The 12,834-nt window shown below is 74.0% G+C and carries 10 protein-coding genes; 6 read left to right on the top strand and 4 right to left on the bottom strand.

The features are described 5' to 3' along the window. The first annotated feature begins 209 nt into the window (after positions 1 to 209). Positions 210 to 848, top strand: a complete 639-nt coding sequence (gene pdxH, locus ACIQMU_RS10270) for a pyridoxamine 5'-phosphate oxidase (protein WP_352242963.1) — start codon at positions 210 to 212, stop codon at positions 846 to 848. Positions 849 to 1,369: 521 nt separating this feature from the next. Beyond that, positions 1,370 to 2,788: a PAS domain-containing protein gene (locus tag ACIQMU_RS10265; RefSeq protein WP_402688633.1), complete on the top strand. Its 1,419-nt coding sequence runs from the start codon at positions 1,370 to 1,372 to the stop codon at positions 2,786 to 2,788. A gap of 97 nt (positions 2,789 to 2,885) precedes the next feature. Here the strand turns inward: ACIQMU_RS10265 and ACIQMU_RS10260 are convergent, their stop codons facing one another. Next, the gene (locus tag ACIQMU_RS10260; RefSeq protein WP_352242946.1) at positions 2,886 to 3,641 is read right to left on the bottom strand and encodes an SIS domain-containing protein; all 756 of its coding nucleotides are present in this window, start codon (positions 3,639 to 3,641) and stop codon (positions 2,886 to 2,888) included. Positions 3,642 to 3,885: 244 nt separating this feature from the next. Here ACIQMU_RS10260 and ACIQMU_RS10255 point away from each other — a divergent pair, with 244 nt between their 5' ends. Next, positions 3,886 to 4,578 (top strand): metal-dependent transcriptional regulator, encoded by a 693-nt coding sequence (locus ACIQMU_RS10255; RefSeq protein WP_352242945.1) that lies wholly within the window; start codon positions 3,886 to 3,888, stop codon positions 4,576 to 4,578. Between the two features lie 581 nt (positions 4,579 to 5,159). Next, on the top strand, positions 5,160 to 6,053 hold the full coding sequence (locus ACIQMU_RS10250; protein ID WP_352242944.1) for an alpha/beta hydrolase: 894 nt from the start codon (positions 5,160 to 5,162) through the stop codon (positions 6,051 to 6,053). Between the two features lie 31 nt (positions 6,054 to 6,084). On the opposite strand, the gene ACIQMU_RS10245 is transcribed toward ACIQMU_RS10250, so the two are convergent. From ACIQMU_RS10245 to ACIQMU_RS10235, 3 genes are all read right to left on the bottom strand, one after another. Beyond that, positions 6,085 to 7,722 (bottom strand): transporter, encoded by a 1,638-nt coding sequence (locus ACIQMU_RS10245; RefSeq protein WP_402688632.1) that lies wholly within the window; start codon positions 7,720 to 7,722, stop codon positions 6,085 to 6,087. Beyond that, positions 7,719 to 8,567: an ABC transporter ATP-binding protein gene (locus tag ACIQMU_RS10240; RefSeq protein WP_352242942.1), complete on the bottom strand. Its 849-nt coding sequence runs from the start codon at positions 8,565 to 8,567 to the stop codon at positions 7,719 to 7,721. Before ACIQMU_RS10240 ends, ACIQMU_RS10245 begins: the two co-directional genes overlap by 4 nt. A gap of 84 nt (positions 8,568 to 8,651) precedes the next feature. Then, on the bottom strand, positions 8,652 to 9,338 hold the full coding sequence (locus ACIQMU_RS10235) for a bifunctional DNA primase/polymerase (RefSeq protein ID WP_352242962.1): 687 nt from the start codon (positions 9,336 to 9,338) through the stop codon (positions 8,652 to 8,654). 289 nt (positions 9,339 to 9,627) lie between these two features. On the opposite strand from ACIQMU_RS10235, the gene ACIQMU_RS10230 reads away from it, so the two are divergent. Together ACIQMU_RS10230 and ACIQMU_RS10225 are read left to right on the top strand one after the other, a co-directional pair. Beyond that, positions 9,628 to 11,010 (top strand): transcriptional regulator, encoded by a 1,383-nt coding sequence (locus ACIQMU_RS10230; RefSeq protein WP_352242941.1) that lies wholly within the window; start codon positions 9,628 to 9,630, stop codon positions 11,008 to 11,010. A 228-nt stretch (positions 11,011 to 11,238) separates the two neighbouring features. Further along, a complete protein-coding gene (locus ACIQMU_RS10225) occupies positions 11,239 to 12,759 on the top strand; it encodes a hypothetical protein (RefSeq protein WP_402688631.1) in 1,521 nt (506 codons plus the stop codon). The last annotated feature ends 75 nt before the right edge of the window (positions 12,760 to 12,834 follow it).

Below are 12,834 nucleotides of genomic sequence, written 5' to 3'. Positions count from 1 at the left end.
CATCCGGCACAGGGCCCCATTTCGACGGCGCGTGGTTACCGACCCTCCCCGCCGGGCAGACTCGGGCGCTGCGGCAGGATGGAGCCGTGCCCACACCAGATCACTCCGTGCCGACTCCGGATCATGCTGTGCCCGCACCGGATCACGCCGCCCATCAGGCTCCTTCCGCCGGGCCCTCCCCCCTCGATTCCACCACCGATCCGGCGGCGATGCGCGAGCAGTACCGCTCGGAGGACTTCACCGAGCGCGACCTCAGTCCCGATCCGATGGACCAGTTCGCCCGCTGGTTCCGCCAGGTCGCCGCCGGCGGGGTGCTGCACGAGCCCAACGCGATGGTCGTCTCCACCGCCACCCCGGACGGCCGCCCGTCCTCGCGCACCGTGCTCCTCAAGCAGTACGACGACCGGGGCTTCGTCTTCTTCACGAACTACGACTCCCGCAAGGGCCGCGAACTGGCCGCGAACCCGCACGTGTCGCTGCTTTTCCCCTGGCACCCGATGGCCCGCCAGGTCATCGTCACCGGCACCGCCCGCCGTGTCTCCCGCGCGGAGACCGTGGGCTACTTCCGCACCCGCCCGCACGGCTCCCAGCTCGGCGCGTGGGCCAGCGCCCAGTCCACCGTCGTCGGGTCCCGGGAGGAGCTGATCGGCCGGTACGAGGAGCTGGCCGCCCGCTACCCCGAGGGCGAGAAGGTGCCGGCCCCGCCGCACTGGGGCGGCTTCCGGGTGGTGCCCGGGACGATCGAGTTCTGGCAGGGGCACGCGAACCGGCTGCACGACCGGCTGCGGTACGTCAGGGAGGGCGAAGGGGCGTCCGGCGGGTGGCGGGTCGAGCGGCTCTGTCCGTGACGCCCGCCCCCGCCGGGCAAGGGCGGGCCGGGGAACGCAGAAACCCGCAGGCTCTGGGTCCTCCGTGCACGGAGGAGCCGGCCGGACTTACCGGCGAGCCTGCGGGTCGGTGACTGCTGGGAATTGGCCGGCGTCCGGCCATGCACTGCAAAGAGCGCGACGACGGGCGTCAGCCCGCAGCCACCTCACGAGTCCGAGAAGAAATCACTTCCGGAACACCTCCTTTCTTCGCTGCCCACAGCCTAAAAGCGTTCCGGTGCGGGGTTCAACCGGTTTATGCGGCTCGTTCGGCGGCTTCCCCGTCACCCGTGGGCGCGGGGCGGACCCGGCGGGCGGTGCGAGGGGTTCCCGGCGGAATCCGGGCGTGGCGTGAATCGATCGGTGGACCGCGGGCCGCGGAAATGATTTCGGTGAAGATGATGTGTGCTGGGTCACGTTCGAGTTGAATGGTCTGACGTGCGGCAATACACGCGGCGGCGCGTGGGGAAACGGCCGCCGACACGTTCTGCGGGGGGTGCGGAGTGGGTGCTTCCAGGAGCAGCGGGACCACCGATGAGATCGGACCGGACGAGGATTCCGGCGGCGGGCGCCCGGGGCGCTCCGCCGGTCCACCGCCTCCGGCCGGCCCGGGCGGGGCCCCTGAGGCGTCCGCCGGGTCCGAGCTGCTGGCGGCGCTGCTCGACGGCATGGACGCCGCGCTCTGCGCCTTCGACGCGGCCGGCACGGTCACCCACTGGAACCGCGAGGCCGAACGCATCCTCGGCTGGTCGGCGCGGGAGGCGGTGGGCCGTGCGGGCTTCGCGGGCTGGGCGGTGCGCCGCTCGGACGCGGAAGAGGTGCGGACGCGGCTGATGTCGGCCATGGACGCGCCGGGGCGCCAGGTGCACGAGTTCGCGCTGCTGCGCAAGGACGGCGGGCGGGTGCTGGTGCGCACCCAGTCGGCCGGGGTCCGCGGTGCGGACGGGAAACCGGCCGGGCTCTACTGCGCGTTCAGCGAGGTGCACGCCCGGATCGACCTGGAGCGGGCCATCGCGCTGAGTGAGGCGCTGCTGGAGGACGCCTCCTGGGGCGTGGTCCTCGTCGACGTCGACCTGCGCCCGACCGTGGCCAACGCGTACGCGGCCCGTGCGCTCGGCGGGGGCCGCACCGCGCTGCTCGGCCGCCCGCTCGGCGAACTGGTGGTCCAGGGCGTCGAGGAGCTGGAGGCGGCCCTGCACCATGTGCTCGCCGAGGGCGCGCCGAGCGCCCCGGCCGAGCTGTGGGTGACCCTGCGGACAGCGGAGGGCGAGCGCCGCCGGTGCTGGCGCAGCGGGTTCCTGCGGCTGGCCTCCCCGCTGACGGAGGAGCCGGTCCCGCTCGGGGCGGGCTGGCTGTTCCGGGACGTCACCGCGGCGAAGCTCGCGGAGCAGGAGGCCGACCGGCAGCGGTTCCGGACGAGCCAGCTGCACCGGGCCGCCCGGACGGCCTCCGAGTGCGAGGACCCGATGGAGGCGGCGACCTCCCTGCTGGACTTCGCACTCGCCGGATTCGCCGACCACGTCCTGGTCGACCTGGCGGCGGGCGAACGCCTGGTGCGCACGGCCGCCACGCCCTCCGACGCTCCGGGCCCCTGCCTCCCGGTCTTCGGCGGCGCCGTACCGGCCCGTTACGACCCCGGCCACCCGGCCCTCCAGGCGGTCGAGCGCACCGGCACCGTGCGTACGAGCGCGGGCGCCGGGAACGCCGCTCAGGCATGGGCGACGGAACGCCGCTGGCCCCGGGACGCCGCGCACGCGCTGTGCGCGGTGCTCCGGAGCCGGGGCCGGACGCTGGGCGTGCTGACCTTCCTCCGCGCGGCGAACCGGGCCGCCTTCGAACGCCCGGACGCGGTGTACGCGGAGACGGTCGCGGCCCGGGTCGCCGGAGCGGTCGACCTGGCCCAGGTGACGGCGGGGGCGTGAGCGAGGGCCGCCTTCCGGGGCGGGGCGCTGACGGGCGGGCATCCCGCCGGGCGGGCCGGCGCGTCGGCCCGCCTCGCGGCGGGGCGGCCGAAGCCGCTCAGTGACGGTAGAAGATCCGGTCCCGGTACTCCGTCATGACCCGGCCGTTCCACTCGTGGCCGCCGTCGACGTTTCCCGAGCGCAGCATCGGCGGCTCGATGCCCCGGGCCACCAGCTGCTCGGCGGCGGCGGCCAGCATCGCCTGCATGATCGCGCTGGTCACCACGGTCGAGGCGGGGGCGAAGGGGGCCTCGATGCCGGGGGCCGTCAGCTCCGCGTCACCGATCGCGATCTTGCTGTCGAGGACGATGTCGCAGTGGTCCCGCAGGAAGCCGCCGGAGGCGTGCCGGGAGCGAGTGTGCTCCGCGTACGCGACCGAGGTGACGCCGACGACCTTCAGCCCGAGGGCGCGGGCGTTCTGCGCCATCTCGACCGGCAGGGCGTTGCGGCCGGAGAGCGAGACGATCACCAGGAGATCCCCGGCGGTGGCGGGGCTGGAGTCCAGGACGGCCGAGGCGAGTCCGTCCACGCGCTCCAGGGCCGAGCCCAGCGTGGCGGGCATGACGTCCACGCCGACGACGCCGGGGACGGTGAGCAGGTTCATCAGGGCCAGGCCGCCCGCACGGTAGACGACGTCCTGGGCGGCCAGCGAGGAGTGCCCGGCGCCGAAGGCGAAGAGCCGGCCGCCCGACTCGACGGTGTCCGCGACGGCCGCGCCGGCCTCGGCGATGCTGCCCGCCTCCTCGTCCCGCACCCGCGTCAGCAGGCCGATCGCCGCATCGAAGAACTGACCGGCCAGCTTGCTGTCGCTCATCGGGGAGCCCTTTCGGCGGGGGATGGGGCGGTGGTGCGGCAGGGCCTCGGGAGGTGCGGGAACGCCGGTGCCGCCGATCACGTTGCGGTCTGGACCAGTGGCCTGTCAATACCGCCCCTCGACCCCGCCCGCACGCTCTTCCACCGGTCTTCCGCCGGGACGGCACGGTTGTCGGCGCTATAGGTCAGAATTGGGTGCAGGGCCATCGCACGACGTTTTCTAGTCAGAGCATCGAGGGGCACGTATGTCCGGACTGATCGACACCACGGAGATGTATCTCCGCACCATCCTCGAACTGGAAGAGGAAGGCGTGGTCCCCATGCGCGCCCGCATCGCCGAACGGCTGGACCAGAGCGGTCCCACCGTCAGCCAGACGGTGGCCCGCATGGAGCGCGACGGACTGGTCCGGGTCGCGGGGGACCGCCACCTGGAGCTGACCGAGGAGGGCCGTCGCCTCGCCACCCGCGTCATGCGCAAGCACCGGCTCGCCGAGTGCCTGCTGGTGGATGTGATCGGCCTGGAGTGGGAGCAGGTCCACGCCGAGGCGTGCCGCTGGGAGCACGTGATGAGCGAGGCGGTGGAGCGCCGGGTGCTGGAGCTGCTGCGCCACCCGACCGAGTCGCCGTACGGGAACCCCATCCCGGGCCTGGAGGAGCTGGGCGAGAAGGCCGAGGCGGACCCGTTCCTGGACGCGTCCATGGTGAGCCTGGCCGAGCTGGACCCGGGCGCCGAGGGCAAGACCGTGGTGGTGCGGCGGATCGGGGAGCCGATCCAGACCGACGCCCAGCTGATGTACACGCTGCGCAGGGCCGGGGTGCAGCCCGGGTCCGTCGTCAGCGTGACCGAGTCGCCCGGCGGGGTGCTGGTCGGTTCCAGCGGGGAGGCGGCCGAGCTCGACTCCGAGGTCGCCTCGCACGTCTTCGTCGCCAAGCGCTGACGCGGCCGCCGGCCGGTCACGCGCACGCGGCGGCGACACAACCGTGATGTGCGCTGACCGATTTCCGTCCGGAACGGCAGCGCCCGGACGCGTCGCGTGCCAGGCTGAGGCCAGGCAGAGGACCGGGGGGTGTCGGCCGGCCACGGCCGGCACGGTCGGGGAGGGAGCAGGGAATGCGCCCGTCGTACCACCACGCGCACCGCGACGGTGCCCGCCGTACTGCGCGATGCCCTGCTCCCGGTGGGTGCGGGGCGCTTCGGGCCGCCGCCTGCCATCGTTGTCGAGGCCGTCGGGGGCGTCCCCGGAAAGGGGGCGGCCCCGACGGCCGAAGACGCCGGGGCCGTTCCTCCCCTGTGCTGACCCGGAGCCCCGAGCTCTCAAGGTCAGTTCCCGCGGGCCCCTGTCCCCGAGCGGCCCGCCTCCCGCTGAAGATCTCCCCCGGCCGGTCGGCGTCAATCCTCGACGGGTGTCACTCGAACGTGGGGTGTTGGGTGGCGGAAGCCTGCTTTCGAATAAAGGTTCGATAGCCTGACGGGGCGCGACCACACGGTGATCGAGAACCAGAAGGGGGTGCCAGGACTATGGTGCGGCGCATCGATGTGACCGGAACCGACGGCGTACGCCTCGCGGCATGGGAGTTCGCCGACCCGCCCAAGGGGCGCCCGGAAGCGGACGCCGCTCCCGGGGTCTTACTGCTGCACGGACTGATGGGCCGGGCCTCGCACTGGGCCCCGACCGCCCGCTGGCTCGCCGAACGGCACCGCGCGGTCGGCCTCGACCAGCGGGGCCACGGCCGCAGCGACAAACCCGCCGACGGCCCGTACACCCGTGACGCCTACGTCTCCGACGCCGAGGCCGCGATCGAACAGCTCGGGCTCGGACCCGTCACCGTCGTCGGCCACGCCATGGGAGCGCTCACCGGCTGGCAGCTCGCCGCCAAGCGCCCCGACCTCGTCCGCGCCCTCGTCGTCTGCGACATGCGCGCCTCCGCCCTCGGGGCGGCCTCCCAGCGGGAGTGGAGCGACTGGTTCGACTCCTGGCCGCTGCCCTTCGCCACCCTCGCCGACGTACGGAAGTGGTTCGGCGAGGACGACCCCTGGGTGGAGCGGCCGAACCCCTCGCGCGGCGCGTTCTACGCCGAGGTGATGGCCGAGCGGGAGGACGGCTGGCGCCCCGTCTTCTCGCGCCGCCAGATGCTCGTCTCCCGCGCCACCTGGGTCTTCGACGCCCACTGGGAGGAGCTGGCCCAGGTCCGGTGCCCCGCCCTGGTGCTGCGCGGCCTCGACGGGGAGCTGGGCCGCGCCGAGGCCCAGGAGATGGTCCGGGTCCTGCCCCGGGGCCAGTACGCGGAAGTGGCGGACGCGGGCCACCTCGTCCACTACGACCAGCCGGAGGGCTGGCGGGCCGCGGTGGAACCCTTCCTGGAACAGCTCGCCGAGGACAACCGGGACGACCGCGAACCGGTCTCCCCGTAGCCCCGGCAGACCGGACCCGACCGGCCGGCCCTCAGCCCTTGCTGACCGCCGCCAGGATCTCCGGCAGGCGGTCCGCCGTGCGCCGGGCGGCGTACCGCAGCCCCGCCCACCCGACGAGCGCCCCGTAGCCGAGCCCGCCCGGCACCAGGAGCCACAACGCGTCGTGGTGGTCCGTGACATGCATCCAGACAGCCGGTGCGATCACCGGCGCGGCCAGCAGCGCGGCGGCCAGCATGCCGCCGAGGATCGAGATCCAGGCCAGACCGCCCTGCCCCGGCACCACGTTCTTGAACGCGCCTTCCTGCGGAATCGAGTACGGGAACAGCGCCGAGGCCACCGCCCCCGTCGCCAGCATCGAGCCCAGCAGCGCGAAGGAGACGCCCAGCGCCCCCGGCAGCGACCGCCAGTCGCCGAGCACCGCCGCCGTCACCGCACAGACGATCAGCGTGAACGGCAGGGTGAGCAGCAGCAGGACCAGCGCCCGCGCCCGCAGCTCCACGTACGCGTCCCGGCGCGAGGAGATCGTCAGCGCCACCATCCAGAAGGCCGAGGTGTCCTGACCGAACTGGTTGTACATCTGCATGCCGAGCATCCCGGCGGCGAAGCACGCGAAGTAGACCGAACCGGTGCCCTGGAGCGCGTTGAGCAGCGGCACGATCGCCCCGATCGCCAGCGCCGTCACCCAGGCCGCCTTGGTCTTCGGGTCCCGTGCCACGTACCGCAGGCTGCGCTGCATCACCGTCGCCGTACGGCCCTCCGGCAGCAGCGCCGCCAGGCGGCCCCGGCCGGACTCCTCACGGGCCGGCTCCGCCGCCGCCAGGGTCGAACCGTCCGGCGCGGTCATCAGCTTCACCAGGCTCCGCTGCCACATCCGCATCAGCGCCGCCAGGGCCGCCACCGTGATGAGCAGCTGGAGGACGGCGACCCCGTACGAACCGTCCGAGGCCGCCTCCACCGCCGCCACCGCGGAGGCGCCGGGGAGCCAGCGCACCACGTCGCCCGCCGGCTCCAGCGCGGAGACCCCGCCGGCCTGGCCGAGCCGCTGTGCGCCGAAGTTGACGAACTGGATGCCCACCGCGATGACCAGCCCGCTGAGCACCGCGAGGTCGCGGCCCTTGCGGGAGTTCAGCAGCCGGACGTTGGCCGTGGCCACCGCCCGGGACAGGGCCACGCAGAGCAGCATCGTCAGCGGGACCGCGAACACCGCCGCCACCACGCCCGCCGCCCCGTGCGCCAGCGCCAGGACCGAGCCGACCGCCAGGCACAGGGTGAACAGCGGGCCGATGCCGATCATCGACGACACCAGCAGGGCCCGGATCAGCGGCCGGGGCCGCAGCGGCAGCATCACCAGCCGGGTCGGGTCGAGGGTGTCGTCGCCACTGGGGAAGAACAGCGGCAGCACCGCCCAGCCGAGCGCCACGACGCCGGTGAGCAGCACCACGACGGTGCCCGCGTGCTCGGTGCCGCGCAGCAGGACCAGGCCGAGCACCTGGCCCGCGGCGAGCAGCAGGGTGAAGACCAGGGAGGCGATGAACGCCGCCCGCCGGCCGGAGGACTGGCGCAGCCCGTTGCGCAGCAGCGTCAGTTTGAGCGCGACGAAGACCGGCGTCAGACCGGTCGTCGGCGCCGTCCGGGCGGTCGCGGTGACCGGGGCGTCGAGCACGCTCATCGGGTGCCGCCCAGCCAGTCGAGGGAGTCGCCGGAGTCCCGGCCGCCCGCGCCGACCAGTTCGAGGAAGGCGCTCTGGAGCGAGGGGGCGTCGCCGCGCACCTCGGCCAGCGTGCCCCGCGCCGTGATCCGGCCCGCCGCCATCACGGCGACCCAGTCGCACAGCGACTCGACCAGCTCCATCACATGGCTGGAGAAGACCACGGTCGCCCCGGACCGCGTGTAGCGCTCCAGCACCCCCCGGATGGTCTGCGCCGAGACCGGGTCGACGCCCTCGAACGGTTCGTCCAGGAAGAGCACTTCGGGGTTGTGGAGCAGCGCCGCCGCCAACCCGATCTTCTTCCGCATCCCGGTCGAGTAGTCCACGACCAGCTTGTGCTGCGAGCCCGCGAGATCCAGCACGTCCAGCAACTGAGTGGCGCGCTGGTCCACCTCGTCGCCCGGCAGTCCGCGCAACCGCCCGTTGTAGGCGAGTAGTTCACGCCCCGAGAGCCGCTCGAACAGCCGCAACCCCTCCGGCAGCACCCCGATCCGGGCCTTCACCTCGACCGGGTCCGCCCACACGTCGTGACCCGCGACCTCGATCTTCCCCATGTCCGGCCTCAGCAGCCCGGTGACCATCGAGAGCGTCGTCGTCTTGCCCGCCCCGTTGGGCCCCACCAGGCCGATGAACTTCCCCGCCGGCAGTTCCAGATCGATCCCCGAGACGGCGACCTGCTCCCCGAACCTCTTCCACAGCCCCTGTACCCGGACGGCGGGCGGCGCCGGCCGCGCACCGCCCGTCGTCGTCGAGTCCGTGTCCGTCTGCGTATCCGTCTTCGTACGTGCATCTGCCCGGTCCGGCATGGCACAGCCTTTCGATATCCCCATAGATGGGGACCACCCTACGAAAGGCCGGACCGGGGCCCCGAAGGGCGCGGGACGGGTGCTCTACGGGACACGGGTGCGGGCGTCGGCCGCCTCCCGCGCGCAGGCGTACGCCAGCGGGCTGATCAGCTCGTCCACTTCGGGGAGCCAGCGGTTGGCGTGGGTCGGCCTGCGGGCCCACTGGACGGCCCCCCGGCCGCCGACCCGGGTGGGCGGGGCGGCGACGTAATGACCCTCGCCGCGGCCGGCCAGGTCGATCGCCTCGGCGTTCCAGCCCAGGGCGCGCACCAGCTCGGCGGCCTTGGCGGCGGCCCCCGGCAGCACGAAGAACAGCATCCGGCGGTCGGGCGTGCGGGTGACCGGGCCGAGGGTCAGGTCCATCCGCTCCATCCGGGCCAGCGCCAGGAAGCCCGCGGACTCGGGGACCTCCAGCGCGTCGAAGGCCCGGCCGGCCGGCAGCAGCACCGAGGCGCGGGGCTGCCTGGTCCACATGCGCCGGGCCGCGGCCCCGCTGCCGGTCGCCCGGCCCGCCCAGTCGGGCCGGTCCGCGTGGGCCCCTGGCAGGGCGCAGCCGGCGTCGCCGCACGAGCAGCGCTCCCCGCCGTCCACCGCCTCCAGCCAGGTGCCGGGGAACACGTCCCAGTGGCGTTCTTCCGCATACCGCACCGCTGCGTCGAGCAGGTGCTCGCCCCGCTGCTGAGGGACCTGTGCGGCTTCCGTGACTCCGATGGGCTCTTCCACGCCCGGCACAACTCCCGCCGTCACGTGGGGTTACGGCCTCCCCTGAACCGGGCCCGGCGCATCGCCCCCGCACGAGGGGCGCATCGGTGCACGAGCGGGGGCGCGCGTGCGGTGTCGCACCGGACGACGGGTAACCACCTCCAGGACCGCCGCCCGGGCCCGCTCCCGTGCCTCCGCGACGGTGCAACGCGCCATGTCCGTACCGAATGCCGATGGAATATGCGCATTTCTTGTGTATGTGCCGGGCAGTGATCCCTTCCACCGATCACTGCACATAACCGATATTTCAGGGGGACATATGGCTGCACGGCCACTCGTAGCCCGCCAGCCCAACGAACGGCTCCAGACGCTGATCCAGGAAGCCGCCTGTTCCAACGCGGGCCTCGCGCGCCGCGTGAACATGGTCGGGGCCGAGCGCGGGCTCGATCTGCGCTACGACAAGACATCCGTGGCCCGGTGGCTGCGCGGACAGCAGCCCCGGGGCCGCGCGCCGGGCATCATCGCCGAGGCCCTCGGCCGCAAGCTCGGCCGTACCGTCACGATCGACGAGATCGGCATGGCCAACGGCAAGAACCTGGCCTCCGGCGTCGGCCTCCAGTACGCGCCGACCGTCACCGGGGCCGTCGAGCAGGTCTGCGAGCTGTGGCGCAGCGACGTGGGCCGCCGCGATCTGCTCACCGCGTCGGCGGTCGCCGCGTCCGCGCTGGTCGAGCCCAGCCGGGACTGGCTGATCTCGGCCCCGGACGCGCAGGTCGAGCGGGCGGCGGGGGCCCGGGTCGGGATGTCGGACGTCGAGGCGGTGCGGGCGATGACGGCCGCGCTGACCGACCTCGACCACCGGTTCGGCAGCGGCCATGTGCGGCCGGTGCTCGTGCACTACCTCAACAGTGTGGTCTCCGGGCTGCTTTCGGGGGCCTACCGCGAGCAGGTGGGGCGGCAGCTGTTCGGCGCGGTGGCCCGGCTCACCGAGCTGGGCGGCTACATGGCGGTCGACACCGGCCAGCCCGGCCTCGCCCAGCGGTACTACATCCAGGCGCTGCGGCTCGCGCAGGCGGCCGGCGACCGGGCCTACGGCGGCTATGTGCTCGCCGCGTCGATGAGCCATCTCGCCGCCCAGCTCGGCAACCCCCGCGAGATCGCCCAACTGGCGCGCGCCGCGCAGGAAGGGGCCCGGGGACAGGTCACCCCCCGCGCCCAGGCGATGTTCTACGCGGCCGAGGCCCGGGGCCACGCCTTGCTCGGGGACGCCCGGACCTGCAACGCGGTGGCGGGGCGGGCGGTCGCCGCGCTGGAGCAGGCAGGTCCGGAGTCCGGCGACGACCCGGCCTGGATCGCGCACTTCGACGCGGGCTACCTCGCGGACGAACTGGCCCACTGCCACCGGGACCTGGGGCAGCCGGAGGCGGCGGCCCGGCGGGCCAAGGAGGCGCTGGCCGCGCTGCCGGAGACGCGGGCCCGCCGCCGGGGCATCGCACTGGTGCTGCTGGCCTCCGCGCAGGTGCAGCAGCGCGAGGTGGAGCGGGCGTGCCACACGGGGACCCGGGCGATGGAGCTGCTGGCGACCGTGCGCTCCAGCCGGGGCGCCGAGTATCTCGACGACCTCCAGCAGCGGCTCACGCCCTACGGCGAGGAGCCCGCGGTGCGGGAGTTCGGCGAGCGCCTGGAACTCCAGGCGGCCTGAGGAGGCGCGGGCCGGTGCGGACCGGTCCGCGCTCGCGGCGATCCGGCCGAGAGGGGGGAGCCCCCATCCGGCGCCGATCCACCGGGCAGCCCTTAACAGCGTCGCGGGGCGGCCGGATGTTACCCGCCCTGTGAAGGGGTCGTGAGGGGCACCACGCGCTTGGCGGAGGCGGTCGGCCACCCGATAGCGTGAGCCGACGGTTCCGTAGGTTCACACGTAGGAGTCCCGGTGACGCAGAGCGGACAGGGCGGCGAGCAACAGCTCCCCGCCGCACGACCCGCGCACGAGGGTGTCGTGCTGCCTGCCGACGGCGGCGCCCCCTGGAACCCCGGGGCGCCCGCGGCCGGGCAGGGCGGACAGGCCGGGCACGGCGAGCAGGCGGCGCCCGCGGGCGGACAGCCGTGGGGGCAGCAGTGGGGGCCGCAGTCCGCCGCTCCGCCGCAGCCGGACCAGCAGCCGCAGGGGCATTACGGCTACCCGCCGGCGCAGCACCTGCCCCCCGCGCAGCAGCAGCCCGGGCCGGCGGCCTACCAGCAGCCCGGGGCGTACCAGCCCCAGCAGCCCGGCTCCGGCCCCCAGCAGCACCAGCCCCAGCAACCCGGCGCCTACCAGCAGCAGTACCAGCAGCCGCAGCCGTACGCGCAGCCGCTGCCGCCGGAGGCCGGGCCGGGAGGCCAGGGCGCTCCCGGCGGTGACGCGGACGCCACCCAGTTCATCGCGCCCGTCCAGGGCGGCCCCGTGGGGCCCTCGCCGGGCGGCGGGGACGCCGACGCGACCCAGTACATACCCCCGGTGCCCGGTGGGGCTCCGTACGGGATCAGGCCGGGCGAGCCGGCGGACCGGCAGCCGCCCGCGGAGTTCGACAACCTGTTCCGTTCGGACGAACCGGCGGGCGCCACGCAGCAGATGCCGCAGTTCGACGCGGGGCAGCAGTCCCCGCCGCCGTACCAGCAGCAGCCGTCCGCGTACCAGCAGCAGGGCTACCAGCCCCCCGGGCAGCCCCAGGGCGGCCAGCTGCCGCCGCAGACGCCTGGGGGCCACCAGCCCGGCCCCCAGGGCTTCCACGGCCACGGCGGCCAGGACGGGCCGCCCCCGCAGCAGAGCGGCGAGGCTCCGCGCCAGCGGTCCGCGCATGTTCCGCTGATCGCCGCGGTCGTGGTGGGCTGCGCCGTCATCGGGCTCGGAGCGGGCGCGCTGATGAGCGGCGGCGACGATTCCGCCGACGACAAGCAGCCGGTCGTCGCGCAGAGTTCACCGAGCGCGGACCCGACCACCAAGGCGGCGCCCGACCCGGCGAAGCCGCAGGCCGAGGCGCTGGACAAGCTGCTGGCCGACAGCAACAACAGCCGGGCCGCGGTGATCAGCGCGGTCGAGAAGATCAAGTCCTGCAAGGACCTGGACCAGGCGAACACCGATCTCAGGGGCGCGGCCCAGCAGCGCCGGGAACTGGTGACCCGTCTGGAAGCGATCACCGTCGACAAGCTCCCGCAGCACGCGGCTCTGACCTCCTCGCTCAACCGGGCGTGGAAGGCGTCCGCGGCGGCCGACGAGCACTACGCCACCTGGGCCCGGCAGGCCAAGAAGCAGAAGCACGTCTGCAAGGGCGGCAAGGCCCGGACGACGAACGAGACGGCCCGCGCCAACCAGCAGAGCGGGGTGGCCACCCAGGCCAAGCGCGAGGCGTCGAAGCTCTGGAACACGATCGCGGCGAAGTACGGCCTCACCGAGCACGCGTACACCGAACTCTGACAGCGGGCTTCCCGGCTTCCCGATTCTCCGGAAGCCGGGAAGCCGGATGCGGCCGGCGAAAGCCCCGCGGGGCGG

The organism is Streptomyces sp. NPDC091649, from assembly GCF_044756785.1.
Classification (GTDB): Bacteria; Actinomycetota; Actinomycetes; order Streptomycetales; family Streptomycetaceae; genus Streptomyces.
This window is presented reverse-complemented; position numbering and strand designations above follow the sequence as displayed.

Excerpts from the sequence above, each read along its gene's own strand:
- ACIQMU_RS10240 (WP_352242942.1), bottom strand. The coding sequence starts at position 8,567 with ATGCCGGACCGGGCAGATGCACGTACGAAGACGGATACGCAGACGGAC.
- ACIQMU_RS10250 (WP_352242944.1), top strand. The coding sequence starts at position 5,160 with ATGGTGCGGCGCATCGATGTGACCGGAACCGACGGCGTACGCCTCGCG.
- pdxH (WP_352242963.1), top strand. The coding sequence starts at position 210 with ATGCGCGAGCAGTACCGCTCGGAGGACTTCACCGAGCGCGACCTCAGT.
- ACIQMU_RS10230 (WP_352242941.1), top strand. The coding sequence starts at position 9,628 with ATGGCTGCACGGCCACTCGTAGCCCGCCAGCCCAACGAACGGCTCCAG.
- ACIQMU_RS10260 (WP_352242946.1), bottom strand. The coding sequence starts at position 3,641 with ATGAGCGACAGCAAGCTGGCCGGTCAGTTCTTCGATGCGGCGATCGGC.
- ACIQMU_RS10245 (WP_402688632.1), bottom strand. The coding sequence starts at position 7,722 with ATGAGCGTGCTCGACGCCCCGGTCACCGCGACCGCCCGGACGGCGCCG.
- ACIQMU_RS10255 (WP_352242945.1), top strand. The coding sequence starts at position 3,886 with ATGTCCGGACTGATCGACACCACGGAGATGTATCTCCGCACCATCCTC.